This window comes from Acinetobacter sp. YH12236 (assembly GCF_013417645.1).
Lineage (GTDB): Bacteria > Pseudomonadota > Gammaproteobacteria > Pseudomonadales > Moraxellaceae > Acinetobacter.
This window is the reverse complement of sequence record NZ_VPDM01000012.1, coordinates 37683-62786: the sequence shown is the minus strand read 5'-3', so window position 1 is coordinate 62786 and position 25104 is coordinate 37683. Positions and strand designations below refer to the sequence as shown.

Below are 25104 nucleotides of genomic sequence, written 5' to 3'. Positions count from 1 at the left end.
AAAAGGTGCTGTTATTTGGTTGAGTTTAGACTTCTATTTCTGAATGCTGTCCAGTAGGTGCTGGTCTTAGGATCACCTGGTTTGAAATGAATACTCTGGCACCTAAGTTATAAGCTGTGCCAGATGTGCATAGTACCGGACCAGATCCACCATCGATCTGTACCCGGTATTCTGGATGTTTCACTGATGTAATGGTGCCAATGTATTCGGCCTGGGTCGGATTCAAGAGCTTTCGCAATTCAAATAAAGGATTACTCACGACTGATACGCTCCACAGTAATGGTTTCATTGACCTTTTCATGCGAAAAGGTGCCATTCACCCCTTCAATGACACCCCACCACTGGCCATTAAAGGCAATGATTTTACCAGGTAGCATTTCGCCAATTTCCTGACTGACCGGAATATCTGAGAAAGTATGTAATTCCTGAATATTGGCTTTCACCAATGCATTCTTCCCATAGCTGGCACCTGACACCACATTGAATAGTGGACCAGTGACTGACTCAAGCGGCACATCACCTGAGGTACCCCGTTGCTGTACTTTCAGGCTCTCACCACTTCGACTATTTACTACAGTGATGGCATTGAAGTCAGCAATGTATTCATCGTTCTTTTTGATGTTCTGCTGCATGACCAGGCTTTCAGACAATAGAATATCGTAATCATCCACGGTCATCGTATCCCAATAGCCTTTCTGGTACCGGGGTAAAATAGTCAATGTGTTGCCCGCTTTCTGGCTATAGATAAAACCGCCGCCTGCATCAACCACCTGCTTGATTGCATCGATGGGTGCAAGTTCTGCATAGCTCAGGCTTTCAATCGATACGATCCAGCCCAATTCATCAATCAGCCTCCAATCCAGGCTGGTACCGCTATTCGCCCGATCAATTTCAGCTTGAACCAGTTGCACAGAGGTTCGCTCATTGTCCTGGATAAATGAACGACTCGGTCCGTATTTACTTGAGTTCAATGCGGTAACACTTCGACCAGGATAGGTATATAAAACACTGGCAAAGCGTCGGGTCTCTTCTGGATCTTCCAGCAGAATATGATGCTCGAACCCATTGATCATAACTTTAAGGATCACAGGCTGACCATTGATTGGTTGCAGCTTGTCTTTTTCCGTATGAGCCACAGTAATGGAATAGGTCCAGCACCATTGCGACCGGCTGGTGCTGTAGGTGCCATCCATGACCTTGATCTTCTCGCCGGTATCGAGTCTCTCGGCTGTTAATGTGTTCACGATATACCACCAGTTTCTGTTCGGCAGTGCTGGAATACAGTCATCTGCACCAAAATTTAAAACAACATTGTGTGAATCAACGTCATGACATAAGCAGATAAAGTTTAGATCGCCAGTACCTTCGTATTTAGGTATTTCCGGCTTTGGCCAAGGTAAAACTGGATGCTTGCGATAGTGAATTGCTTTGGCTTTATCCCAGGGCAAATCCGACTTGGTGATAATCTCAAGCCCTTTTTCCCACTCAAATGAAAAACGGTGCTCAAAGACTTGGGCGACTTCATGGGAATAGGTAAAAGTCTTGCGCCGGCGGATCATTTCCTGCCAGACTGTTTCCCGGTTGTGACGCAGCTTGATTGTTTCTTCATGCGCATAGAGTTGATGAATAAAGCGTTTATCGCCATCTTCCCAAATTACATACGCATCAGAACTCAATCCGGTTGCCTGCTCATGCAAGGATCTAATCGCCCGGGTTAATGACCCTGCCTGCTCATAATGGATATTTTCCTGATTAGAAATCACCAAACCCTGATCATAAAAAAGAGCCTCATTTGAGACTCTTAAAATTGGTTTAGCCCACGGTATTTCTATTGAGCTCAACGCTGTAATGGCTTTCTGATATCGCATATCAAAACCACAAGATACTCCGACCAGATGATTAATATCAAACAGCGCTTTAACTTCAAACTGAAATTCAGTATCTAAAACCGCATCAATAATGCATAAGTTTTCAACAAATACTGCTTCGATTTCAAAACTAAAGCTCGTATCTAAAACCGCATCGATCTGGCCAATAACATCAGTATTTTCACTAAATACTGCAACTACATCAAAGCTAAATTCAGTGTCGAGCACCGTATCTATGACAGCAGTATTTACGCCACTGTCAGCATAAATTGCAGTGATTTCAAAACTAAAATCAGCATCTAATACTGTGTCGATTACAGCAGATACATCATCGCCAAAATTGAGATTGGTTGAGCCATCGGCCAGATGCTCAAAATTCAGAATGATGTTGTGACTATCAATATTATCAGGCTTAAAGTTTAAGTTTAGATTATGTGCATCAACAGTGCCAGCCTTGTTTTTAAAATCCACATGAGCACCCCTATTGAATTAAATTAAGGCCGAAGTTTGATTGATTGAATGTTAAGTGTGCCACCCACAACCAAATTGGTATTTGCGAGTGTAATATCAGTTCCCACTGTTAGATCCGCTGCCACTTCACCTGCTCCGTTAAAAATCCGTGCCCATGTTGCAGTGCCTGTTTTAGTCACAGTTGCTGTATCGGAGGGGTGCAATTCAACATAACTGGTAGTCACATCTTTAATGCAAGGCTCAGGCAAAGTGAGCGTGACCAGAGCCTTCGTATGATCGGCAGCAACAGCCGGTGAGGTTGGTTGAGTACCCTCATAAAAAATAACGGTAGAACTTTGGCTACCGTTATCCATAAATTTTGCAAACTCTTGCATCATTGCAAGTTTTGCTTTGATAGATGTTTTACTCATTTGGGCACCACGTTATCTTGAATGACGGCGTTGAATTGTTGGTTTTTATCAAATGCTACAACGAACGTTTTTAAGTCTGTATTTAATCCTAAAAACTGATAATTGCCATTTTCATCGGGTTTACGCACCGCAATCGGTTGTAAGTTTGCTTTGCTATAAAGCACGATATTTGCATTTTGATATGCATTACCAAGTTTTTTGATTGAACCCTTAATTTCTGCAACCGTTTTTTTTATTCCAAAATTTAGATAATAATCACCACTAATCCACATCGCATAACTTCTACTTTTTCGGCTAGCAACTCTCATTTAAATTCCCCTAAGTAAAAGTAAAATCCGCCTACAGCTCCGCTCGATGCACAAGCGCTATCACTAATATACATAGATGACTCTGATAAAATTGGCGTTGTGTTTATGCTTGCTGTGGTATTCCCTGAATAGCACACATGTTTATAGCTACCTCTTAATAACTTATCAGTATCAGCAAATGGTATTTCTAGTGCTGCAACACTAGAATTAGTATAAAGCCCTGTTCTGCCGGATTCAAAATCAGGCATGATTGGCCTTGTCTCAACAACTCCTTTGCTTGTTGCTGGATGTGCTTTTAAGCAATACGACGCCCCGACACTCGCTGAGATCTGTAGAGGTGCGGCAGTTTCACTACTTATTAGTGAATAAGATGTTCCTGCACTCACAGGCTTGTAGTGTGAAAATAAAAACCACGGTGGTAGATGCGCATCTGCACCAGTTGAGTTGAACAATCCACAACCTCTCAAGCATTTAACAGATATAAACTCATAGCCCGGCTGGTTTAATAGATAAAATGCATCGCAATCTCCCACTAAGCTAAACGCCCTGTTGCCATTTTGTGGTGTTGCTGAGTCTGTTGTTGAGTTTGATCCCGTCCCAGCTTTAGCATATACCCATATTGACCACCCCCTAACAACACTCGCCCCTGTACCTGTAATTTTCCAATTTTTAGCAGGGTTAGCAGGATCGAACGGCAATTGCAGCACATCAGGATTTTCATAATCATCTATGTGCTCCATATTTTCGAGCAAGCCAACCATCGCATATTTTGCGTAATTTGAATTATATGAGCCTGTGTCGCTTGCAAGACTTTCATCAACTCGAATAAAAGGGTGCTGTGCACTTGGATTTTTTGCACGATATACACGCTTTACATCGTTCGCATCACGAAAAATAATCTCATATCCGAGTGGTGCAAGCCTGCCTGTACCACGTGTTGTGATAGTTGTTCCGGCAATCGCATTTTGAGGTTTTAAAATCAGCTGTGTTGTATTTGGCACGCCTTTGATTCGATATTTTTGATTAAGTGAGCTTGGTGTAAACCCTGACAATTCAACCACCTGAAATAACATTGCATTATGCGCTGCATATAATGTGATATGCACATCACCTTGAGCATCAATTGATGCTGCAGTGATTTGCGTAAAATCAATGCCTGTCACCAATGCTTTATCAAGCAAGCGAATCAAATCACCCCAGTTGTTTCCTAGAGTTAAGCCATTTAAGTGGCTAAAGTATTGAACATCTACATCTGTCGCCATTTTATTCACTCATAAAAAAGACCGCATAGGCGGCCATATTTGATTTAACTTTTAAACCACGCGGTCAATGTCACCACGTAGCATGATCTGGAACTGATCCGAAATTACAGTTGGCTCGGATTGTTTTACAGTGCGAATCACCCAAACCGGGAAGTTTGCGGCCACCGTATTAAATCGCAAGACGTTACCATTGGCCCAGCCTGCCCCCCAGCCTTCCTTTCTGATAATAAAGTATGGAACACCAGTGACCGGGTTGATCGGTGTGTAATCTGCGTTGGTAGTACCTGTTCCAATCTGGCCAGAATATTCACCGATACAGCGAAATGACTGAGCGTCAGTGAAGATCAATGCCCAGCGTTCCTGAATCGCGCCTTTATTCGTCACTTGGAATGGATAAAGTGAATCATTGTAGTTGGCTAAAATACTTGAGCTTGGCTCATCTGCCCAAGCATTACTCCAAGACCCTTGTACAAACTTCCGTGTATAACGTGCCTGCATATCACCAATCACCAAAGCTGATCCAACAATGGTGTCAACAGCATCATAGTTATGAGTTAAAGGCTTGGTGAATGTCAGCTGCCCATTAATTTGCACATCTCGGATCAATCCCATGTCCTGATAGCGGTATTTCACTGACAGTGGAGCTACCAGATTACCCAGTACAAAGTCACCACCCAATGTCACACGACCATAATCATAATCGACCGTGTACAAATCGAAAGCTACTTTGGTTCCATTGGCATCTTCAAGTTCAGCCCACGAAATGCGCTGATCATTCAGATCGTATGTAGTACCTGCAATTGCACTGGGTAGCTCTTGCACCTTGCTTGAGCTGACAATCCCGATCCCACCAACGCGGAAGATCGGCACCCGGCCATCAATCGGCAAACGTGTGGCAGATAAACCTAAGATCTCTGAATCTAGCGGGATATAGGTATAAGCCACCGCGTTATAACGCACAGATGAAGCATCCACCCAGACCGGAACATTGATATAGGTATCCACTCCTTCTTGGTATTCTAGCAGCGGGTCATACCAGTCGCTTGCCTCAATCTCCGCACGGTTGGCTTCTGTGATTTTGGTTTTGGTGTAGAAGTAGATCGTCACAAAGCCATTATCCCAGTTCACCTGCCCATGCGCCCGACTGGTTTCAATCACGCCATTTTCATCAGCGGTTAATGTCAGCTGACCAAATTCAGTGGTACCCACAACCACAGTTAAGGATTGTGGCCGGATCGGCATGATCGGCGTTCTAAAGCTGATCTTATTGACTGGCAACAAGTCGGTTGTGGTAGTTAAGGATTCCAGGGTAATCGTGTTATCTGTATTCGGTGTCCAGGAATCGATTTCAACGATCCCGGTACCGTATTGAATAACACCCGACTGAATCCCGCTATTATTGGCTGGATTCACATTGCGATACAGCAAGCCAGTACGATCCAGGAAAGTATCAGCACCTACTTTGAAGCGAGCTGAACCTGTCAAAATCTGCTCATCAAAGCCAGAAGATAAATCCAGTTTGAGCTTATTGGCCGTCACCATATGGGTTGCCGAGTTCGATCCTGATGTATCACGATATTTAATCTGAACATCTACAGCACCAAAAGCTTTCAGTTCAACCTGTTCACCAGAAATACTGGATGTTTGTGGAGAATAAAAAGACATATTTCCTCTCTATGCTGCGGCATAAGTGGCCATAGGTGTAAACGTGGATTTGAAACGATGACCCACGCCCTGAGGTGTAACTTCAACTGTGCCGGTAGCGTATGTAATTGAACCTTGTACTTGACCACGCTCATTAACAAGATTGCCAATCGTTGCATTTACAGGTGTGTCAATCAGTGTCACAAAGCCAGCCACCATACCATCACTACTTTTAACCGGAATTCTTAATTCCACGCTATTTGGCTGAATTGCAGATCCCGTACCAATGGTAAAGGTCAGCTTTTGATTTACAGGAGTAACATCCATCTTAGTCTGCTCAAGTGAAGTGCCGTAGTTATAGATCACTGAAAAGACTGTGCCTTTCTGTGGCAACTTATTCGGAATGATCTTGCCAATCCCGGTGGCATAATTAATTTCACCGGTGGCATCACCGGTAAATTTGCCCTGGGTATTGGAGGTTGCTGTTTTCTCTTCACCTTCTAGGGCCCAGTTAATCGTGATACCCGGCAAAACACCTGGTCGACCTAAATCAAAATCAAATGCAGCTTTTTCCACGGTTAAATTTGATCTTACGAAGGTGACAATCGGTGTACCCCAGTTCAGCAGGATCGGTGTGTCTACATCTGGTAGTGCACCAGTCGTTAATAACCAGGAGCCGGTTTCATAATTGATCATGCCAGAACCAAAGGATGGGCTGGCTGCTTTGAGTTGGCCTGATCCATCATCTTTAAGTTCATAGAACTTGCCTTGCGACATATACGAGATCGACAAAGCGCCTGGTGCCGGAATTGGAATTAAAACTCCCGACCAATTGCTACCCTGATTATTCTGGGTTACTGGTATCGCATGGCTTTGGTAATACTGGTTTGGTGCTACTGCAGGTTTAAATGTAATATTCAGACTCATGGTTCCACTTGGAGCGGCTGCTGTCCACTGAATTAGTCCACGCTGATAATCAACTGTGCCTATCTGAGTGCCTTGCGTATTCTTGAGTAAACCACCCTGATCGGTAATCTGCTGACCTTGCATCGTGAAAGAAATACTGGAAGGAATCACAGCTGAGCCGATATATAGGTTCTGACTGACACCAATTACCATGTTTGGATAACTGGCTGTAATGGTGCCTTCATTACCTGCAACCAGCACCACACTCTCACCTGCAGCGTTGACATCAATAATTGGGGTCTCTGTCTGAGCGGAGGGAATCAGCTGGGCAAAGATGCTTTTAGCATTTACCGTAAATCCACCCACGTTTGCATCAGATGCCAGTGCTGTCGATGAGTAATACAGCCCAGTATCTGCAACAATCGTATCGCGGATGATGGTTTTGGATACTGCGTTACCCTGATACCACTGCCGAGCAGACAAACCAACAAAATCAATTTCCAAAGCATCATTGAGTGAGTAAGTAGCAATCTTGTATTCCACGTTTTTGCCATCCACTACCATAATGGCAGTGCGAGTTTCAACTTTGGTAATTCGCACATACTGCTCACGCTCCAAAGCCTTACCTTCATCACTGATCAGGACAATCGTATCGCCTACCGAAGATTCAACCTCTTGCGGGAACATAGCCACCTGTAGTGATGACATACCTTTCCAGTGGGTATCTAGTGGTGTTCCGGCGATCTGACCGCCTTTGGCTAGATAGTTTTCCAACCGGTTCTGGGCAGACTGGCGTTCATCAGTCCAGTTTTTGGTACTGAAAAGCAATGCTGATACGTTTGGATCTTCTGGTAGCTCAGATACAAAAACCGTTGCACCCATTAATAGATCAGTGTCTTCAGTGGTGACAGCAGGGAAAACTTTCCGCATGGATACATCACCCATGGTTCGATCCATTTCCGATACGTCATTGAACAGGTTATTGCTGATACCATCCTGAACTACTACGCCAGAATATTTACCACCGCCATCCGAGTTATCGGTCAAGCGTTCAGACTTGTAGATTACTAAATCTTTGGTTTCAATCGCCATTGTCTAACTCCGTAAAGCGCAAGGTCACGTTGTAATAATCATCCAGTGATACCGCTGGAATCCCTTTCACCGGTGCAGCCTCTAAAGCCCCATCCTGGTGGTTAAATTTGACTATGAATTCTCGATTGTCATGAGGCTGTTCAAACTTCAGTTTGAAACTCTCTTCCTGCAGTTTTGACCATTCCAAAACAGTCCGCAGTTCACGCAGCTTGACCCAGCCCATTTCCTGATCTGCTGGCTGCAAGGTGATTGGTCGGCCCGACTTCTTTTTGCCTTCCTGAATATGCAAAGTGCCATCCATTGCATAAGCCTGAGTCTGTTCGATGGGCTTCCAGGAGAATTCATCAGACCATAAAAAACCGTCCTCTAATGGGACGGTTTCTGATGTTGCTAAGCGAATAAGTTTCATGTTGATTTCGCTATACCTTTTAATTGATTTACCAGATTGGTCATTACATCCTTTTGGCTTGCATCACCTGTAAGGGATAGGGTTTGACCTCCGAATTGAATGTTGTAATTCACACTTTCCTTAATGCTTTGTGTAGCAGCATTTGATGACACAGAAGGAATTGACGGCGCATAGTCACTCAAACTACTGGAACCAGTTGAAGCCACATTGATACTGCGAAGCAATTCATTGATCTTGTTGGTTCCGTGCTGAGTGGTTATTCCATTGGCTGCAGCTCGATCAAATTCAGCATTGATCAATGCTTTCATTGCCACGCTGCTTTCCTTTCCAAGACCTTCAGCTTTAGCATCACGATCAGCGGCCATAGCCTTGGACCAGATGGTAGAAGCCAATTTTTCAGCCTCTTTATCGTCATAGCCTTTGCTTTTCAGCTGTGAAATCACATCAGACTTGGTGTAAGAATCATATTCGTAGATTCCTTTACTCAATGCTTCGCCTTGACGCTTCATTTCCTTATTGAAATCACTCTTGGCTTTAGAAACTGCATCTGCCCAGGCTTCGGTAGAAGATTTGGCTTCTTCACGTGCAATTTGCCCTGCATGGCGGTAACCATCACCAATACCACGTGCAGAGTCTTTAACACGGTGATTGGCCTTTTCCCAGTCGTCCATTGCTTTGACTGTGGCCTTGCCATTTTCGCTAATTTCTACTTGCAAGCCATGACTTGCTGCTCTTGCTTGCACTAATGCAATCTGAGCCTTGTCACCCGTAGCAAGCGCAGCATTCAACATTTGTGTATAAGCCTGCTTGATAGCATCAGCAGTGGCTTGTCCGCTTTTACTTACAACATCAAAGTTTCGCTGAGCACTAATGGCAGCATCATTAAGTTGGTCTTTAGTTTTAAGCCCTAGAGCAGCGAAGGCAGCCAGCACTGGATTTAATGCAGCTGGCAATTGACTAGCTTTCTGTTCAATTTTGCTTAAGCCAAGAGCCACTTGATCGCCGGTGATCAAACCTTGTTTTTCAAGTGCAATTAATGAGCTTTTTGCATAATCAAGTTCAGCACGGGTCTGGGCTGTATCAATAGCCTTATTAAGATTGGATGCTAAAGCTAAACCAGTATCGATACCCTTTTGCTTATATAAATCAAGGTTATTCAGGATGATTTGCACATCATTAGACGCGGCCTGAAAAGCAAGTGAAAATTTACCTTGTAGCTGCTCTGTGCTTAAGCCTGTTCGCTCCAAGGCTGCCTTCATTACAGCTTCAGTAATTTGAGCATTCTTTTCCGCTTCTTTTGAAGTTCCAGCAAAGGCTGCACGTGCATTGGTTTCAAACACAAGCAGGTCTTTGCCATCCAGTGCTTTTCCTAAACTTACCTGCAACTCATCAGCTGTAATTTTACCCTGATCCTTCAATGCGATCAGGGCTGTAATAGAGTCATTAATACCTTTAGTTGAGTCAAACTTCATAGCATTGGAAATTTTTTCCAATGCCTCTTTAGTTGGCTCCCCCTTTTTGATTAACTCATCAAATTCAGTGATTAGTTTTTTTGACTCTTCTGTGAGTTGATAGGTCTTATCACGCGCTTTCTCTGCGGCAGCTGCCTGCTCTGCCTTAATTTCAGCTGCAACTTTGGCTTGTGCTGTCTCAAGAAGCTGTTGCTTCTCAAGTTTCTCAATAGCCTCACCATAACCCATGGCTTTAGCAGCTGCTTCCCCCATCCACTCGCCAAGCGGGGTAAGCATACCAACTGTTGCCGCACCCATCACACCAAGAGAGGTAATGGCAATACCCAATGTGCCTAGACGACCTACCAAGCCCATCAAGCTTGTACCGGCAGAAGCGGTCGCTGTGGCTGTTGATGTTGCTAACTGCCCTTTAGCCACTGCTGTGGCTCTAGTTGCGTTAGCGTTAGCTATTTGTGCTTGTGTATTGGCTACAACCGAAGTTGTTTCTTGAGTAATGGCTAATGATGCAGCCTTAACGCTATTCGCTTTATCCAAGAACATCAGGCCGATGTTTAAAGCTTTGTAAGCAACAAATGCCTGTCCAACCAACATCAATGTAGAAACAATCGTATCTAGGTTCTCGGCTACAAATTTAATAGCCTCAGCAACTTTTGCACTTGCTCCAGTTGCTGCATCAGCCTCACCAATGTAGATAGTCCAAGCTGTTTTTAAGTTTTCAATTGATGCACCGATTGTTGTGGGGAATTTAGCGAATTCAGCACTAATTGCTTCACTTTGGCTCAACAAAGCGTTCGTTACCACATCAGTTGTAAGCTTCCCCTCACCAGCCATTTCGCGCAATTTACCGGTAGTTACATCAAGCCCATCAGCCAGTGCTTGAGCTAATCGTGGCGACTGCTCCATGATTGAATTGAATTCATCACCACGAAGTACACCTGAACCTAGTGCTTGGTTAAGCTGGGTAATAGCTGCTTCATTGGATGTGGCAGATCCACCGCCCACCTGAATGGCTTTGTTAATTGTTTCAGTTAATGCTAACGCCTGCTCTTGAGGCCATTTCATCTCTTGGCCGATCTTGGTTAGTCGAGAATATAGATCACCAGTTGCGGTTAAATTGGAGTTGGTATTAATGGCAACATTTTTAACATCATTCATGGCTTTTTGTAGATTGCCATGCTCTCCAATTGCTATTGATAGACGACCAGATAGGTTTTTATACTCATCGGCAGTCTGTGCAATTTCCATTGCCGTGGTGCCAATACCAAGAGCAGCTAAAGCCCCGGTTAGAGCATTAAAGCCGGTTTTTAAGCCCTGTAACTCTCCCGAGACACCTTTAGATGCTTGCTCTGTTTGCTGTAATTCTTGTGATGTTGCCTCTAATTCTTTATCAAGCTGCTTTATTTGTTGGGCGGTTTCTTGGGATTGGTTGCCAAGCTGGTCTACCTCTTTTGTCGCACTGCTGGTATCACCTACAACACTGGCTGAGCCTTCTTTAAGTGCTGCAAATGCTTCTTTTGCTGCTTTTTCTGACTGATGCATATTAGAAACAAATGCTTTTGTGTCAGCATCCATCACCAGCTTAAAAGTTAAGTTTTTACCAGACATGCTGACCTCTAAATTTTAGGCGATAAAAGACCCGCCGAAGCGGGTGTGAGTTGGGGATTAAAAAAGCACCCTAGGGTGCTTTTTCTTATATGGCCTGTTTACATGCAGTATATGTTTCAAGAGAAGATGCTAATTTATTATAGTAATTAATCTTTTCCTTAGCCTGCTTTTCCCATAGTCTTATCTCATTTTGCATAAAATAAACATAATTAAAAATTGCTGAGTCCATAGCCTCCAAAAGATCCTTTTTAGCTGGATCAAGGCATGAATAAAACTCTTCTTCTACAAGCTCTTCTCTTATCTTTCTTAATTCCGTTACTTGATTACCAAGTGATATTCTAGCTGTAGACCCAGCGATTAGATCTGCACGTGTCCAGTTGTTAGTAATTTTCATGTACTTTTCCAGCATGTCTTTCTTATTCTGGATTTCTTTTTGTTTAGCTTGCTGTTGTTGTTTGAACTCATTATCGCTTTTTTCAGAAATAAGTTTAATTTCCTCAGCCTTTAAGAGTTTAGCTTTTTCAGCCTCTATCCTTCTTGTTTCAGCAGCCTTTTCAGCGTTAATGGCATCAATCTTTTCCCGCTCTAATTTTTGCTGGTGAGCAATCTCCGCCTGCTTTAATCTTTCAGCCGATGCTTTATTACTTTGATGCATAAAATAAAACATACCGGATGCCAAAACTAAAAGGCCAATGATTAAGTATTTCATTGGGCATCCCTCTTAAATATTACGCCATAAGATTTTTACAATTCTGTCGCGACATAAAATGATGGTGTATTCCTGCAAATCCACTTCTTTTACATACTCAGTAGCTGCACAATATAGCTTGCCATCATCAAGCACATAGTGTTTTGGGCCTCTAACTTCTAATTTGTCTTTTAGAGATTGATGACTATCACCAATTTTTACCAGGTCACCAGATGGAGTACGAATACTGGTAGTTGTTCTCTCAGCAAAAGCAAACCCCGACACTAAACACAAAGCTAATAATAAATATTTCACATTTCACCCCTAAATTATTATTTTCCTATCATAACTTTAGGGTGCTACTTGATCAATCAGAAACCATTTCTTTCTTGAACGACTCAAAGCCTTTTTTGTCGGATTGAGCAACACGTGCTGCAACAGCGTTATTGAAGACTCCCTGCTTATACAGCTTATTTGCTGCCTTAACATAGCCCTGGAATGCACCGTAGGTCATTTCCATGATTTCACTATGCTGATGGCCCATTGATACCAGAAACTGGAATGAATCAAACCAAGTAGAGTCATCTTTCTTTTTAATGCCGCGTTTTGGCTTTTCGTATTTGAAATAAGCCTGGTTAATCAGAAGCACAGCTTTAAGTAGGTCCTTAAATACCTGTTCATCAGCGGCAAGTTCTACCAGTGATTCATTATCCAGATCAGTTACACAGCCAATAGTCGAAATGACTTGCACGCCGTGAGCTTTAAATAGCGCCGTCAAAGTTTCATCTGAATGATTTTGGTCTTTGATGAAATTCTTCAATACTTCAGCATGCATTGCCCAGGTGTCAAAGTCTTTTATCTGGATCTGGCGGACTTCGATATCATTAATCCGGATGCTGCGATTTGTTGCTAAGAAAAAATCATTCATGATGGGGTCTCGAGATAATTTTAGGCATTAAAAAAGCACCCGGAGGTGCTTTTCTTTTAACTTTAATAAAGGCTGAATTCTATAAAGCCCAATTACGACCTTGCCCCATCTCATAAACGATGAGAATTAAGGCTACTATCATTAGAACGACAACAACGATTTCGGCTTTGGTCAGCATTTTCGGAGCTCCACTTTTCATCATTCATATGATAAGCAAAGCATACAATTAATAACATAAAGATTACAAAAAAATTATTGGATGTTACAAAGATTTAGAAGTTAGGGAAGTTTCTTTAGAGTGTAACTACCTACTGAAGCATTCAAACATTTCGTTAAGCAACTCAACAAAAAGTTTCAACCGAAAAGCATTCTTACGCAAACCTAGAAACCTATAACTTTAGACCTGAGTATCTTACATATCCCGACATAGCTGATACATCCGTGATTTAAATCATTCTCTACACTGAAATTAAGTCTTAGAAACGTAGAGGAAATTCAATTGAAAAAGTATTCGAAAATTCTAATCTTAGCTTTAATGGGATTTACTGGTACCGTGGCTATCGCAGCTGACTCGATTCCAATAGAAGCCACTGCCGCAGCTGAAGCACAACAGGTTGCTTTAGAGTATGGAAATGAAAAAGATCAAAAATCTGAATCATCTGGTGAATAAAAGAAAGCCCTTAATTAAAGGGCTTTTTAATTACTTCCAGCTTGGCGTACAACCATTCTTCCATGACAACTCAAATTGCTTTTGATCCGTCTGATTTTCTACAAGTACTATATCCTTTGAAAGCACAATAAAACGCTGGAAGGGAACATAATCACTATCTGCTTCTTTATAGCTTACCTCTCCACACTCTCCTATTTGATTGCGGAACTTTGCCGAATCAGGGTTGGGAATGAATTTTTTTGTAGCTTCTTTTGCAAATTCAAGCTGTTCCTTTTTGCTTGTTTCTAAATCAAGATGCTGACCGTTAGATCCCTTGTGTCCACACCCAGCTAAAATCACAATAAAAAAGAATAAGCTTAAATTTTTCATAATATCCCCATGTATTAAGGGCAGCACTTTACATTAATTTTCAATCTTATCTAAAGCCTAGGGAGAGTGGATTTGTAAAGTTATGTTTTACTATTTTAAGTCTTTTTAAAATTGACCCTATATAGCCAAGTGGAACTTCCACTTATCAAAAAACCGCCCTAAAGGCGGTTCTTAGCTTACTAACTTACTGACATACAAGATAAATAAAAGTAGAAATAATTATTACGGCTAGGATGGAGACAAATATTTCTATTTTAGTCATAGCAGTTTTATTCTCAACGTGAACTGAATATCTTTTATAGCCCTATTGAGCGCTAATTAAACTAACAAAATATTACAAAACATGAGGTATTAAAAAACCACTCCGGAGAGTGGTTATCTACTTGTACTTTTATCAGTGGCGCAGAAGGTCATCAACAATAAAAACTTTCTTATCAATACTACTTACAACTTCTTCAAGAAGCTTTTCATCATTTGATTCATATTTTATAAGTGTCTCGTCACCTGCACTTTTCACACTTACGTGTACAACGGGTATCTGGTCAATGTTGTCGAAATTTAGTTTATTCATTCTTCTCACCAATGCTTATAATTCTGCCTAAATTATAACATTGATAAAAAGTACAGGCACAAAAAAAGACGCATAGCGCCGTGGAGTTCTTTGTGCCTGCATGAGGTTATTACGCTGCCGGAATCGTCACAACATGGCCATATAAGCCTAATGCCGGATCTGCTTGCTTCGTTACATCAGATAAAGCCTGACCAGAGATTTCATACTGACCAAGTTCTTCATGAATCAGTGGGAAAGTGGTTTCTGGCGACTTCTTGGTACGCCATAAACGTACAGCCATGTGTTTACCATTTGCGGTATTGATGCCCTTGAAGAAAAGCTCATACTCTTTTTCAAAGTCGGATGCCAGAGTGGTATTAGTCACTGCACCAGTGGTGTAGGTGGCTAAGATCGGCATGGTCAGATCTGATACATCATGGAAAACCACAGTACCAAATACAGCATCCAGTGTGTAATTCTCTGGATCAACAGTCTTAGCTGTGCCAGTGGTTGAATCCTTGAATGAAACCGTTTTCAGGTTATAACCATCCAGTTTGATTTCTTTACCGGCCACCACAGTACCCAGTGATACATCTGTCGCTGTAGTGGTCGCTACGGCGTGATTCATACCAGACAGGATGTATTGAAGGTTTTCTGGATCAGTTTCTTCCAGCGTTCCCGTGAAATTCACTGACGTTGCGTTGATCATGGTGAAGTCAGTAGTACGCTGACCAGAGGTTGATTCTTTATGCTCAACAACATCAGCACCAATTTCTAACTCAAAGTCTGGCACGTTGCCCAAATGGCGCATTGCACTAGCAACACCATTCACAAGTTCTGACAGGTAAAACTTACCTTGCAGCGAAATATATTCTTTAGCCATTACTTTTCATCCCCTGTAGTTTTTTTGGCTGGAGCAGCTTTAGGTTCAGGTAGTTCCTGAATGACACCATCTGCCAGTAATTTTTTGATTTGTGCATCACTCAGCCCACCGACCACATCGCCTTTTTGAAAGCGGCCTACAGGCTGCAATGCTTTGTATTGTTTTGCCATGACTGGCTCCTAAATGAATTTTTGCGATTCAAAAATAATCGTGATGTATGCAAAGCCTGGACTGTAGCCATCTCGAACCGAGATCATTTCTAGTGACGTTCGTGATGCCTGAGGCTGCCAGCCGGAAAGTAATTGAATGACCTTCTCGGTTAACAACCCAGCTTCATCACTCACCGCTCGGCCATCAGTCATCTGAGATTGAGCATTACGACATGCCACCGTGACCGCCCATTGCTGACCGATCTGATTGATACTTCCACGACCTGCACTGGCTTTCTTGTCAATACGGACAAAATTGACATGCGCAGATGGCGTGACTTGTGACATCTCGGTGACCATAACTGAATTCAACGGCGTATAGATCTTTAGAAGTTCTGGAATTTCCTTCAGCTTGTTTGCGATCTCATCACGTACCGCGAAGAAGGTGCTCATCGATAAAACTCCCGACAATGTCTAAAACCATGACTTCATCTTCAGCATCAATACCAAGCTGAGTCCGAGGTGGAATAATGGATTGCTTAACCTTTCGATACTGGCCACCAACTGCGAATGTAATGTATTGGCCATTCTTGGGTAGGATTGTTGCGCCGTAATGCAGATGGGGTGCATACGCAACATCTGTACCCACCTCCACACCATTTGAAAGAACATTGTGTGTGTAGGAATTCATCAGGCGGCCAGTATCTCGAAGCGTTTCACCACCCTGCATACGTGCACGCCATGAAATCTTCCACGGGTTCCCATCTACATCAGTACCCGTTAAGAATCGATGCTGCACACTATCTACAAGTCCAGCACCAATCTCATCAAACAGCTGGTTCTTTAATGATTCAAAGTTACCTAATTGATTAAGTATTGCTTCAATCGGTGAACTATCTGCCTGAATAGTTATTGCAAAAGCCATAAGCACCTCACTTCAAGCTGGGCATCTGGTCCAGGATAGAATCTCCAAATACACCACCGGTATATGAAGTACCGACTGGCGCCGTTGAAGGTCGTCCTTTAGGTTGGTCATCCACGATCTGGTTTGTTTCAGGTAACTGAATCTGCAAATGTGCTTTGTTATCAGCCACACGCTTTAAGAATGCAATTGCATCTTCATAGCGTTTTCGCACCTCATCGGTTGGCTGCTCAAAATGAAGGCGGTAGCGTGCAATATCACACGCCATACGCTTTAAATTACTCGGCACATTGGGAAGCGGCAAAGGATAACGACCACCGATATGACCGTTAATCTCCTCCATTGCATCCTGGATTGCATCATTAATTGCTTGAGAACCTTTTGCTGCATCTTCATACATCAATTTCAGGTTCTCAATTGAAGCCCCAAATCGTGCGACCAAATCTGCTTCAGTCGCATACATAGATCACCTACTTGGTTTCGTCAGCAGGTTTTGAGTCTGCTTTAGGTTTTGCAGCAGGCTTCGCCTTTTCAAGTTCAGCCACTTTTGCTTTTAGCTCGGTAACTTCTTTTTCAGCCTTCACTTTCGCAACTTCAAGATCAGTGTTGGCTTTCATCAGCTCAGCATTGGCTTTTTCAAGTTCAGCTAAACGTGCAGCGGCACCATCTGCCTTAGGTTCTTCCGGCTCTTGATATTCTTCAATAGCCCCAGACGCTAAAAGGACCTGAAGTTGTTTAGCTTCAAGCCCCTCAATTTCCTGACCTGGACGGAAGTGTCCGATCGATTGTTTTGCAATGTACTTTGGCATTTTGATCTCCTTATACAAATCCACGTCCACCGACTAAACCGTTCTTGTTATTAGGAACAGCAAGTGGAGATGATTCAGCTAATAATTGAATGCTTGAAGGGTTCTTTTCCTGCCATTGGCTTAAATAGAATTCTAGAGCTTGGCCAAATGCTTCAACGTTTTGCAATGCACAGTGAGCAATCCAACCATTAGCATCAGAAACCAGCCCAAAGAAATCTTCTGGAATGAAACGCTCAACACTTCCATTCATGCTGTGTTTAGCATCATAGGTCCAGATTTCTAGGTTATCGATGGTACCGCGGAATTGGGGTTTATCAGATTGATCAAAGGTTGGAGTAAGTGGAACACTCACACCCGCATATGGAGCAATGAACTTTTCCTTAAACTCAGGATCTTTAATCAGCGTGTTATACACTTTTGACGTAGTTAAGGCCATGATTGGTGATGTACCAGCATGCTCAACAGAAAGATCAATCATCGCTTGAATATCTTTGACTGGAGTAGCACCCGCTTGGCCCCATTTGATCAACGGCGTAAAGTTACATGCTGCATTACGTTCATAATCTACTTCATACATCGGGAAGTCTGCAGAAGCAAAAGTGGTTTTACCGTAGAGAAGCACATCACGAGCAATTAATAGCTTTCGGTTTTCGATAGACTGACGCAGATACAATGCTTTTTGAGCCTGATCAATCAGTAGTAGATCTGCATCAGACAAGCGATTTGAGCCAGTCGCAATCACACCAAACTGACGTAAGCGTGCGATCAGAGCAGTGTTTTGCACTTCACTTGGCATGACTGTCATCATTGGTTTCAGATAAGCTGGCTTAACGAATTTCACGTTACCAGATTCACCTACTTTAATCTGACGTCCAGCTGCAGTCGGAGTAACAAACGGCGCAAGTGGAGTCGCTGTATTTAGCTCACCTACTGGAACTTCTTTTTTAGCGTAGGAAACACGCTGAGGGAAAAAGCGGTCCATCAGCCAGGTATCTACCTTTTGAGTGGTATCAGTCAGTAATACCAGCTGTGGCACATCCAGTAATTCCACTGGTGCATTTTGAAATGTAAAAGTTTGACTCATGTCTTAGTTCCCCACAACTTTACGAAGTTCGATTTTGTTTTTTAATGCTTGTGCACGTACTGCATCATATTGAGCAGTAGTCAGAGGTGTTCCATTCACTGTAACTACTGCAATATCAAATGGGCCTTGCACGTAGATCGGCATTTCAAGATTATTAGCCGCATGGTAAGTAGATTGCGCTGCGGTGAAATCTGAAACAGCAATTGCATTCCATTCACCTACTACACCTTCAGTGACAACAGGATGATCAGCAACGTTATCGGCACTCACGTTAAGTAAATCGCCGCGCTTATATGCTGTAGCAGTTTTTACTTTGGCATTTTCTGTACGTACGCCGTCACCGACCACTAGCTGTTTATTTTCAATAGTTCCTGTTACGACTTGGCTCATGATTTAGCTCCTTGTTGCTGTGCTGCTACAAACTGATTAAATGCCTGATCTAAAGCCGAGCCTTGTGGAGCTTGACCACCTTGCCCCGGATTGGCTTGATGAGTGAACAAGTGAGTAAATGCCGGATTTACACTTGGTGTTTGTGTTTGCTGTTGTTGTTCAGCTGGTGTTTGTTGACTGCCTGCTGCAAACTGTTTGAGTGTTCCTGCCATCAGTTCAAATGCATCATCTGGCATGGCTGCAAACTTTGTTTTTTCTTCAGCGCTAAACTCTTTGTTTAGAGCTTTGGCCAAAGCGTCAATTTCAGAATTACGCTTATCTGTTGCAAACTGTTTGTTTTGTTCAGTCAAGGTGGAGACCTGACCTTCCAATTCTCTGATTTTGGCTTGCGCCTGTTCTAATTCGGTCACGTCGGTGTCCTCTGGTTGATTAAATTGTTTTGGAGAGTGACTCGCTGCCACTGCGTTTGTGTTGTCATCCGCACCCAAAGCACAGAAAGACACTTCACGAATACGACCACCACGAAAAACCGTGATAGGCCCTTGATGCACTTTTCCATTTACAGTGACTGATGCACCCGCTTGGATTTCTTCGACTGCAGAGGGTTCAATTCGCACTGACATCTGCCACGGAAAGCCATCGTCAGAGTCCTGAGCTACCTGAGTACCAAATTCATTACTCATTAGATCGCCCGAAACTGTTAGTCCGTTCTGGTGATCAATGCTGTGGCTATTGATGGCTCCAGCACGTTGCCGGGTTGAGTGATCCAGTAACGCAGGGATTCGGCCTTTAATTTGCATAGAATCAAGATCAAAGATGATTCGATCCCAATACCAATGATCGGTAATAACTTCACCACTGTATGCAACACCGGAGAAAGTCCGCTTCTTCTTGCCATCTTCAGCTTGATCGACATTTAAGTTACCGACCTGGAAGCAATACTGATTCGGCTTATGTTCCTCTTCTTTTGGCATTTCTCATGCTCCATAAAAAAACCGCCCTTTCGGACGGCGTAAAATAGCTACAAATAAACCCACCGAGGTGGGTAAATAGTTCAAGTATTCTTTATAGGTATCAGCTTAAGTTTCCATTCACTATCAAACCTCTTATTTAGAAAGTTTGTTATCTGGTTCTCACGATCTTTGAACTCATATGGAGTTAAGACTATTGCATTCCTTCCGCTAGATACCCCATACCTTGTAAATCCCGTAAGCGCTCTCCTTGTAGAAGTATTATTTGACAAAAGAACCCTTGCCTTTCCTTCTCTTATTAAACGCTTTCGGCCTCTTATTTTAGGGCACTTATCTGCAGGTATTTCGATCTCAATTGCAAAACAAACCATATCCCAACCAAGTGACTAAGCTGTACAGATTTTATAAGTCTACTTTGCCCCTAATCCAATATTTAAATATTCCATTCGTTGTATAAAAAATGTAGCTTAAACATTGTCCTATAGCAGATTAGTTAATTAAAAGATTAATTAACTAGTGGTCTGATCGTATAAACCATCTGCCCTTCAACCGCTTCAATCGAAACAACCTCAAATGACAATCCCATCGGTATTAAAACGCCGTTACCAGCATTCAACATATCCAGATCAACACCCAAGCCTTTAGCATTCTCAATCTTAATCACGATATCTGAAGCTGTATCAGCCATCAGCAACGGCGCATTCAATTGAAGTGTTTGCCCTACCTGATAAGCCGCTACTTGATTAAGAGTTGCAGCACCTACTACGGTAGAAGCCGTATTGCTTGCCACAGTTTGAATCGCTGCCATGTCTGCACTCAGCCAGCGCTTAAGTACATCATCAGCTAGTGAGCCTGTAGCAGAGTTTAAATAGCCAGTCAGTACGGCATCATTTCCCTGCACATAGTCCAAGAAGGTGCGAATCGCACTTGGGCGAATGCTTGGATCAAGTGGAATCACGGTATTAGCCACCGTATCAAATAGATCCCGAGCCTTATCATCCATCGGAGCAAATAGTCTTGTGAGTTTTTTACTCGCCGTCCATTCAGCCTTGATTACCTCTTTCTGCTCGAGAAGATATTCTTTATCCAGACTTGAAGTGCTGATCTTTTTATCTACCAGCAATTCAAGTTCACCAAACTGCAATGGATGAGAACTCCAATCTAAGGCTTCAGCTATCTCAGGCAACTGATCATCTGGCGTAATGCCGTATTTCAATGCCTGCTTCTCAGTCAGAGCAACTACAGTACAGCGACAACGAAAACCCAACGGCGGGTAATGTGTCAGCCAGAATGGATGATCAATCGGCAATACAATCCGATTCAAGGCCAAATGACTTGGACGCACTCGACTATCATTGATCGCCGAGTACATCAGGTAAGGTCGTTTAACCTTATTCCGTTGCTGTTGCTGCCAACGGCCATGACCATAAGCACTTTGAATATTGGTACGAAATACATTATCCAGGTAGTGCCTTGGCAGAATGATTTCAGATTCTTCAATTAGCTTCTGAAAATCCTTAAAGGTACCACCGTCGGCAATGGATTTATTCACTGCCTTGATGACGGTTTCAACCTGCTCAAGACTCGATAGAAAGCTAACCGTGGTTGCCATCTGTCGGGTCTTAAGGTCCATTGAATAAAACTCATCAGGCAGCACGATCTTTTTACTGTGGGCGTACTGAAGTGCCTCAAGAAACGTGACTGGTTGCATAGCTTACTTCCCGTTTTGAGCCGTCACATATCCCAACACATCTGCAGCATATAAAGCCTGATCCAGATTAGCTGTGAACTGTGTCTGAGTTGCATCAGGTATTAATTGCATCAGGTTATAAGCCAGACTTTCTGGACTATCAGACTTGAATATCAATTCCTTGACTTGGTCCGGCTTAAGTAGCTGCAATTCATCTTGGCCATCTGTGAGCTCTTCAACTTCCTGCTGTTCAGGTGAAAGCTTGTTTGCTGTTGCCTTGAAGTTGAATGCCTGGCGAGGTAGTGCAGTGAATTGATTGAAGCCAGTTTGAGGCTGTTCAATCACATCACCATCTTCCAGACCATATTCACGCTTAAAGTATTGTGGCGTTAAGACTGCACCGGCATTCTTTAACTTCACATCACGATCCGCTTTAGGTTCTTCCAGTGACTTCTCTTCACCAATGATGACCCGGTGTCGTTCCCAGCCATTGATATCGCATAGCGCATTAATAATGGCTTGGATCGTCGGCATGATCATTCGCACATCGGCCTTGTACTTTGAGTTTTGAACCTCAAGATGAACATCACCTAAGGCACGAGATCCAGAACCATCGGTACCAGATGTGAGAGTCTGACCCAGAATTACCTTTTGAATACGGCGCTCAAGGTTCTTGTCAAAAGTTTCGAATGTCTGTGATGCGTTGCCATTGGTATTGGCTGTCTGGATCTCTACCGAATCTGTACCGCTTAAAGCAATTACCGAACTGGCATGTGCTCTAAGTAGTGCATCACGCATATCTGTCGTCTTGCCGGCAGTTTTACCAACCAGCATTGGTAAGCCAAACTTTTCAACGAACTTGGCCCAGAACTTAAAGCCAGACGTTTTGAAGAACCAGACCCAGTACAGTCGACTTAAAAGAGCCTCACCTAATGGATTCTCATAAGTAGATTTACAACGTGTCAAAAAGTGTTTGAAGCGCTGATCAACCTCCTGATCCTGCCGAGTTGTATTGTAGTTAGCCAGCAGCATCAGACGACCATCATTCTTAGGCTCATACCATTGCATTGGCTTTTCACCAATCCACTTAAAACCAATAAACGGCGTAATGGTATTGCCATCAATATGTAGGCTCGGTTCCTCAGGCTTGGTATAGATTGCCTCTAATACAGAATATCCGTACCAGCGAGCATTCTGCGCACCCAAGAGAATCTCAGACCACCACTCACTTAAATGCTCCATAATGATTTTAGATTCCGGTCGGTCCATCGGCTCTACACGCCATGATGCGCTCTCAAGTTTATCCTGGCGTTTTTCAATAGCCTGATAAATCTCATCGTCATACATCATGACTTTCAATCGTGGACGTGTGACCCCGGCTTTTCGAAGTACTTCATCGCCGTCTGGCATCTTGGTCAGATAACTGATTAAAGCCTGTTCAGCTTCATGAGAATACAGTGCACCAGCTTCAGGTTTTGCATTCTCAGGTTTTTTCCTTTTCTTAGACATAACTCAACCTTATGCAGCCGGAGGGCTGTAATTAATCGCAATTACTGCATCTTCAATCGCATCAATCAGCGTATCTACTTGGTCATCATGATCATGGGTAAATGCCGCATTGAATGCTTCACACTCTTCAAAGAATTCACCAACCCAATGAGCATCTTTAGGTACCATCACAAAACGATCTTCAGGTTTATCCTTATAGTTCGCTTCAAGATGGACTTGCACATCCATGAAACGGGATAGCTTGTCTGTATTGCGCTGGACTGGAATTACAGCAACGCCCGAGTAAGTACCGAGTGTTTGGATCAATTGGGTACCAGATGCCTTATCTTCTACTTTCATGTAGCGGATTGGTTTGGTATGCCAGGTGTATTCCTTGTGCTTATCCAGAAAGGCTTTAGCCTGACGATTCAGTTCTGGTGCTTCCCATTTACCGCGCAAGAGATCTAGCAAGTACAACTTTCCATCTATGCCCATGCCTACCAGCAGGAATACGGAATAGTCATTGTGCTCTTTGGTCTTTTGAGCGGTATCGACAAGGACAGCACGCCACTGAAGTTCTGGAATATCTTTATAGAATCCAAACCATTCAGATTTAATCAGGTCACCGCCTAATTTCTTAGGCTGCTGCATGTACTGACTGGAGAATGTATAACGGGATACTGTGGCACCTTCTTTATCCTTACCACCCTTTTCAAGCTGTAATAAGGATTGAAGTGATTCCTTCTTTGGCCAGTAACTTTGGCGACCCTGCTCATCACGCTCTGCATCTCGCGGTACCAGTTTTTGAATATGCTCTGGCAGTGTTTCAATGTACTTATCATCAATCAAAGCCGGAATGGATATCTGAGTCCACTCACCAGGTAAATTGCCTGTCATGACGAAATTGGTTGGATCCTCAGTATGCAGGCGCTGCATGATCATGATGATGGGTGTATCAGACTTGGCCTTACGTGAGTTCACCGTATTAAGTAACTTGCGATTGGCGGCATCTCGTTTGATCTTACTGAAAGCATCTTCTGGCTTTAATGGGTCATCGATAATGATACAACCTGTAAAGCCATCATCAGCCAGTGTTCCTGCGCGCCGTCCTGTTACCTGTCCACCCATGGAGGCCACATAGACATGACCTACATCGTAGTCCTCAACTGTAATTTTCCATTCCTTTTTGGAGTCAGTACTATTGGAAACCGTTAAATCCCACATCATCCGATAGTCTTTGGACTTCACAATGTCACGCGCCGTATCTGATACACCCTCAACTAGTGATTGAGAAAAGGATAAATACAAAAACCGTGATCGAGCATTTAGAGCCAAACCTCGCGGGATTAAATTAGTTGTCAGTTCAGTTTTACCCGCGCCTGGTGGAACGTTGATGACCACGTTCGCAATCTCACCAGCTATCACCTGATCAATAATCCATGAGATATAAACATGGTGCCAATTCACCGTAAATTTAAAGCCCATACGGGGCTTAAAGAATCGCCGGGTGAAATATAAATGCTCATCCTCACACAGCTTCTTTTCAACCTGTGTTTGCAGATCCATTTAATATTCCTCTTGAGCCTTCTTCACCGCAGCTTCAACCTGTTCTTGAGTAGCATGGACAACTGTAGTCTGTAATGCTTCACCGTCCTTACCCGTAATTTCTTGTCTGTTAGTGAATTGACCACCTACATCTTTAGCAGCCTGTTCAAGAATCTTGAGTGCTAATTTTGCATTCTTGGTTTTTTCAAGTTGCTTCTGATATTGCTTAAGCCGGTAATACTTACTGGCAATTGGAATATCTATCAAACCTTCATCAAATTTCTTACGAGTCTGGTTGAATAGATCTGCAAGTTTTTTCCCGAGATTGCGACCCGCGTATTTAGTCGGATCATAGTTTTCACACTGACGACGATCGATTTCGATGTTGAACTCTTGCTTGACCAACTCCGCAACTTCTTGAGGGGTATCACGGCATGCAAGAGCTTGAACAATAAATATTTTTACAGGCTCTTTAAGTGCTGCCATAAATCCCCCTTTTGTCATGCTACGTCATGCAAAGC

Annotated in this window: 28 protein-coding genes; 1 reads left to right on the top strand and 27 read right to left on the bottom strand. The window is 43.0% G+C overall.

Annotation, left to right across the window (positions count from 1 at the left end; translation table 11 throughout):
- Positions 1-25 precede the first annotated feature (25 nt).
- The 12 genes from FTV14_RS07350 to FTV14_RS07295 form a co-directional block, all read right to left on the bottom strand.
- Positions 26-259, bottom strand: coding sequence for a hypothetical protein (locus FTV14_RS07350; RefSeq protein WP_180053676.1), 234 nt, complete (start codon positions 257-259; stop codon positions 26-28).
- A complete protein-coding gene (locus FTV14_RS07345) occupies positions 252-2339 on the bottom strand; it encodes a hypothetical protein (protein WP_180053660.1) in 2088 nt (695 codons plus the stop codon). Before FTV14_RS07345 ends, FTV14_RS07350 begins: the two co-directional genes overlap by 8 nt.
- 23 nt (positions 2340-2362) lie before the next feature.
- Positions 2363-2749: a hypothetical protein gene (locus tag FTV14_RS07340; protein WP_180053659.1), complete on the bottom strand. Its 387-nt coding sequence runs from the start codon at positions 2747-2749 to the stop codon at positions 2363-2365.
- Positions 2746-3057, bottom strand: coding sequence for a hypothetical protein (locus FTV14_RS07335; RefSeq protein ID WP_180053658.1), 312 nt, complete (start codon positions 3055-3057; stop codon positions 2746-2748). Before FTV14_RS07335 ends, FTV14_RS07340 begins: the two co-directional genes overlap by 4 nt.
- A complete protein-coding gene (locus FTV14_RS07330; RefSeq protein WP_180053657.1) occupies positions 3054-4319 on the bottom strand; it encodes a hypothetical protein in 1266 nt (421 codons plus the stop codon). Before FTV14_RS07330 ends, FTV14_RS07335 begins: the two co-directional genes overlap by 4 nt.
- A 51-nt stretch (positions 4320-4370) precedes the next feature.
- Positions 4371-5984, bottom strand: coding sequence for a hypothetical protein (locus FTV14_RS07325; protein WP_180053656.1), 1614 nt, complete (start codon positions 5982-5984; stop codon positions 4371-4373).
- Between the two features lie 9 nt (positions 5985-5993).
- Positions 5994-7961 carry a hypothetical protein gene (locus FTV14_RS07320; RefSeq protein ID WP_180053655.1) on the bottom strand — a complete coding sequence of 656 codons (1968 nt, stop codon included), beginning with the start codon at positions 7959-7961 and terminating at the stop codon, positions 5994-5996.
- Positions 7951-8370, bottom strand: coding sequence for a hypothetical protein (locus tag FTV14_RS07315; protein ID WP_180053654.1), 420 nt, complete (start codon positions 8368-8370; stop codon positions 7951-7953). Before FTV14_RS07315 ends, FTV14_RS07320 begins: the two co-directional genes overlap by 11 nt.
- Complete coding sequence (locus tag FTV14_RS07310) at positions 8367-11447, bottom strand: tape measure protein (protein ID WP_180053653.1); 3081 nt, start codon at positions 11445-11447, stop codon at positions 8367-8369. The genes FTV14_RS07315 and FTV14_RS07310 overlap by 4 nt, the downstream gene beginning before the upstream one ends.
- 85 nt (positions 11448-11532) lie before the next feature.
- Positions 11533-12156 carry a hypothetical protein gene (locus FTV14_RS07305; RefSeq protein ID WP_180011226.1) on the bottom strand — a complete coding sequence of 208 codons (624 nt, stop codon included), beginning with the start codon at positions 12154-12156 and terminating at the stop codon, positions 11533-11535.
- A gap of 12 nt (positions 12157-12168) precedes the next feature.
- Positions 12169-12450 carry a hypothetical protein gene (locus FTV14_RS07300; RefSeq protein WP_180011228.1) on the bottom strand — a complete coding sequence of 94 codons (282 nt, stop codon included), beginning with the start codon at positions 12448-12450 and terminating at the stop codon, positions 12169-12171.
- Positions 12451-12502: 52 nt separating this feature from the next.
- A complete protein-coding gene (locus FTV14_RS07295) occupies positions 12503-13063 on the bottom strand; it encodes a hypothetical protein (protein WP_180011230.1) in 561 nt (186 codons plus the stop codon).
- A 499-nt stretch (positions 13064-13562) separates the two neighbouring features.
- On the opposite strand from FTV14_RS07295, the gene FTV14_RS07290 reads away from it, so the two are divergent.
- The gene (locus FTV14_RS07290; RefSeq protein ID WP_005262212.1) at positions 13563-13733 is read left to right on the top strand and encodes a hypothetical protein; all 171 of its coding nucleotides are present in this window, start codon (positions 13563-13565) and stop codon (positions 13731-13733) included.
- A gap of 30 nt (positions 13734-13763) precedes the next feature.
- On the opposite strand, the gene FTV14_RS07285 is transcribed toward FTV14_RS07290, so the two are convergent.
- The 15 genes from FTV14_RS07285 to FTV14_RS07215 form a co-directional block, all read right to left on the bottom strand.
- Positions 13764-14102 (bottom strand): hypothetical protein, encoded by a 339-nt coding sequence (locus tag FTV14_RS07285; protein ID WP_180011232.1) that lies wholly within the window; start codon positions 14100-14102, stop codon positions 13764-13766.
- Positions 14103-14496: 394 nt separating this feature from the next.
- Positions 14497-14673, bottom strand: a complete 177-nt coding sequence (locus FTV14_RS07280) for a hypothetical protein (protein ID WP_180011234.1) — start codon at positions 14671-14673, stop codon at positions 14497-14499.
- A gap of 109 nt (positions 14674-14782) precedes the next feature.
- A complete protein-coding gene (locus FTV14_RS07275) occupies positions 14783-15535 on the bottom strand; it encodes a hypothetical protein (protein ID WP_180011236.1) in 753 nt (250 codons plus the stop codon).
- The gene (locus tag FTV14_RS07270) at positions 15535-15705 is read right to left on the bottom strand and encodes a hypothetical protein (RefSeq protein ID WP_162835337.1); all 171 of its coding nucleotides are present in this window, start codon (positions 15703-15705) and stop codon (positions 15535-15537) included. The genes FTV14_RS07275 and FTV14_RS07270 overlap by 1 nt, the downstream gene beginning before the upstream one ends.
- Before the next feature lie 9 nt (positions 15706-15714).
- Positions 15715-16137: a hypothetical protein gene (locus FTV14_RS07265; RefSeq protein WP_180011238.1), complete on the bottom strand. Its 423-nt coding sequence runs from the start codon at positions 16135-16137 to the stop codon at positions 15715-15717.
- On the bottom strand, positions 16112-16609 hold the full coding sequence (locus tag FTV14_RS07260) for a phage virion morphogenesis protein (protein WP_180011240.1): 498 nt from the start codon (positions 16607-16609) through the stop codon (positions 16112-16114). The genes FTV14_RS07265 and FTV14_RS07260 overlap by 26 nt, the downstream gene beginning before the upstream one ends.
- A 7-nt stretch (positions 16610-16616) precedes the next feature.
- Positions 16617-17069, bottom strand: a complete 453-nt coding sequence (locus FTV14_RS07255) for a gp436 family protein (RefSeq protein WP_034171153.1) — start codon at positions 17067-17069, stop codon at positions 16617-16619.
- Between the two features lie 7 nt (positions 17070-17076).
- Positions 17077-17415, bottom strand: coding sequence for a hypothetical protein (locus FTV14_RS07250; protein ID WP_180053652.1), 339 nt, complete (start codon positions 17413-17415; stop codon positions 17077-17079).
- A 10-nt stretch (positions 17416-17425) separates the two neighbouring features.
- Entirely contained in the window at positions 17426-18499 is a 1074-nt protein-coding gene (locus FTV14_RS07245; RefSeq protein ID WP_180053651.1) for a major capsid protein, read from the bottom strand.
- 3 nt (positions 18500-18502) lie between these two features.
- Positions 18503-18889 (bottom strand): hypothetical protein, encoded by a 387-nt coding sequence (locus FTV14_RS07240; RefSeq protein ID WP_005236582.1) that lies wholly within the window; start codon positions 18887-18889, stop codon positions 18503-18505.
- Positions 18886-19863, bottom strand: a complete 978-nt coding sequence (locus tag FTV14_RS07235) for a hypothetical protein (protein ID WP_005236583.1) — start codon at positions 19861-19863, stop codon at positions 18886-18888. The genes FTV14_RS07240 and FTV14_RS07235 overlap by 4 nt, the downstream gene beginning before the upstream one ends.
- Before the next feature lie 502 nt (positions 19864-20365).
- Complete coding sequence (locus FTV14_RS07230; protein WP_180053650.1) at positions 20366-21571, bottom strand: phage minor head protein; 1206 nt, start codon at positions 21569-21571, stop codon at positions 20366-20368.
- Between the two features lie 3 nt (positions 21572-21574).
- Positions 21575-23059, bottom strand: a complete 1485-nt coding sequence (locus FTV14_RS07225; protein ID WP_180053649.1) for a DUF935 family protein — start codon at positions 23057-23059, stop codon at positions 21575-21577.
- Positions 23060-23068: 9 nt separating this feature from the next.
- Positions 23069-24604, bottom strand: coding sequence for a phage terminase large subunit (terL, locus tag FTV14_RS07220; RefSeq protein WP_180053648.1), 1536 nt, complete (start codon positions 24602-24604; stop codon positions 23069-23071).
- Entirely contained in the window at positions 24605-25069 is a 465-nt protein-coding gene (locus FTV14_RS07215; protein ID WP_005236588.1) for a DUF2280 domain-containing protein, read from the bottom strand.
- Positions 25070-25104: the final 35 nt, after the last annotated feature.

What these genes read in the sequence shown, in the direction of transcription:
- FTV14_RS07315 (WP_180053654.1), bottom strand. Translation starts at nt 8,370, where the DNA reads ATGAAACTTATTCGCTTAGCAACATCAGAAACCGTCCCATTAGAGGAC.
- FTV14_RS07225 (WP_180053649.1), bottom strand. Translation starts at nt 23,059, where the DNA reads ATGTCTAAGAAAAGGAAAAAACCTGAGAATGCAAAACCTGAAGCTGGT.
- FTV14_RS07330 (WP_180053657.1), bottom strand. Translation starts at nt 4,319, where the DNA reads ATGGCGACAGATGTAGATGTTCAATACTTTAGCCACTTAAATGGCTTA.
- FTV14_RS07215 (WP_005236588.1), bottom strand. Translation starts at nt 25,069, where the DNA reads ATGGCAGCACTTAAAGAGCCTGTAAAAATATTTATTGTTCAAGCTCTT.
- FTV14_RS07295 (WP_180011230.1), bottom strand. Translation starts at nt 13,063, where the DNA reads ATGAATGATTTTTTCTTAGCAACAAATCGCAGCATCCGGATTAATGAT.
- FTV14_RS07305 (WP_180011226.1), bottom strand. Translation starts at nt 12,156, where the DNA reads ATGAAATACTTAATCATTGGCCTTTTAGTTTTGGCATCCGGTATGTTT.
- FTV14_RS07240 (WP_005236582.1), bottom strand. Translation starts at nt 18,889, where the DNA reads ATGAGCCAAGTCGTAACAGGAACTATTGAAAATAAACAGCTAGTGGTC.
- FTV14_RS07340 (WP_180053659.1), bottom strand. Translation starts at nt 2,749, where the DNA reads ATGAGTAAAACATCTATCAAAGCAAAACTTGCAATGATGCAAGAGTTT.
- FTV14_RS07260 (WP_180011240.1), bottom strand. Translation starts at nt 16,609, where the DNA reads ATGGCTTTTGCAATAACTATTCAGGCAGATAGTTCACCGATTGAAGCA.
- FTV14_RS07275 (WP_180011236.1), bottom strand. Translation starts at nt 15,535, where the DNA reads ATGGCTAAAGAATATATTTCGCTGCAAGGTAAGTTTTACCTGTCAGAA.
- FTV14_RS07250 (WP_180053652.1), bottom strand. Translation starts at nt 17,415, where the DNA reads ATGCCAAAGTACATTGCAAAACAATCGATCGGACACTTCCGTCCAGGT.
- FTV14_RS07285 (WP_180011232.1), bottom strand. Translation starts at nt 14,102, where the DNA reads ATGAAAAATTTAAGCTTATTCTTTTTTATTGTGATTTTAGCTGGGTGT.
- FTV14_RS07325 (WP_180053656.1), bottom strand. Translation starts at nt 5,984, where the DNA reads ATGTCTTTTTATTCTCCACAAACATCCAGTATTTCTGGTGAACAGGTT.
- FTV14_RS07310 (WP_180053653.1), bottom strand. Translation starts at nt 11,447, where the DNA reads ATGTCTGGTAAAAACTTAACTTTTAAGCTGGTGATGGATGCTGACACA.
- terL (WP_180053648.1), bottom strand. Translation starts at nt 24,604, where the DNA reads ATGGATCTGCAAACACAGGTTGAAAAGAAGCTGTGTGAGGATGAGCAT.
- FTV14_RS07320 (WP_180053655.1), bottom strand. Translation starts at nt 7,961, where the DNA reads ATGGCGATTGAAACCAAAGATTTAGTAATCTACAAGTCTGAACGCTTG.
- FTV14_RS07335 (WP_180053658.1), bottom strand. Translation starts at nt 3,057, where the DNA reads ATGAGAGTTGCTAGCCGAAAAAGTAGAAGTTATGCGATGTGGATTAGT.
- FTV14_RS07280 (WP_180011234.1), bottom strand. Translation starts at nt 14,673, where the DNA reads ATGAATAAACTAAATTTCGACAACATTGACCAGATACCCGTTGTACAC.
- FTV14_RS07230 (WP_180053650.1), bottom strand. Translation starts at nt 21,571, where the DNA reads ATGCAACCAGTCACGTTTCTTGAGGCACTTCAGTACGCCCACAGTAAA.
- FTV14_RS07255 (WP_034171153.1), bottom strand. Translation starts at nt 17,069, where the DNA reads ATGTATGCGACTGAAGCAGATTTGGTCGCACGATTTGGGGCTTCAATT.
- FTV14_RS07235 (WP_005236583.1), bottom strand. Translation starts at nt 19,863, where the DNA reads ATGCCAAAAGAAGAGGAACATAAGCCGAATCAGTATTGCTTCCAGGTC.
- FTV14_RS07265 (WP_180011238.1), bottom strand. Translation starts at nt 16,137, where the DNA reads ATGAGCACCTTCTTCGCGGTACGTGATGAGATCGCAAACAAGCTGAAG.
- FTV14_RS07270 (WP_162835337.1), bottom strand. Translation starts at nt 15,705, where the DNA reads ATGGCAAAACAATACAAAGCATTGCAGCCTGTAGGCCGCTTTCAAAAA.
- FTV14_RS07245 (WP_180053651.1), bottom strand. Translation starts at nt 18,499, where the DNA reads ATGAGTCAAACTTTTACATTTCAAAATGCACCAGTGGAATTACTGGAT.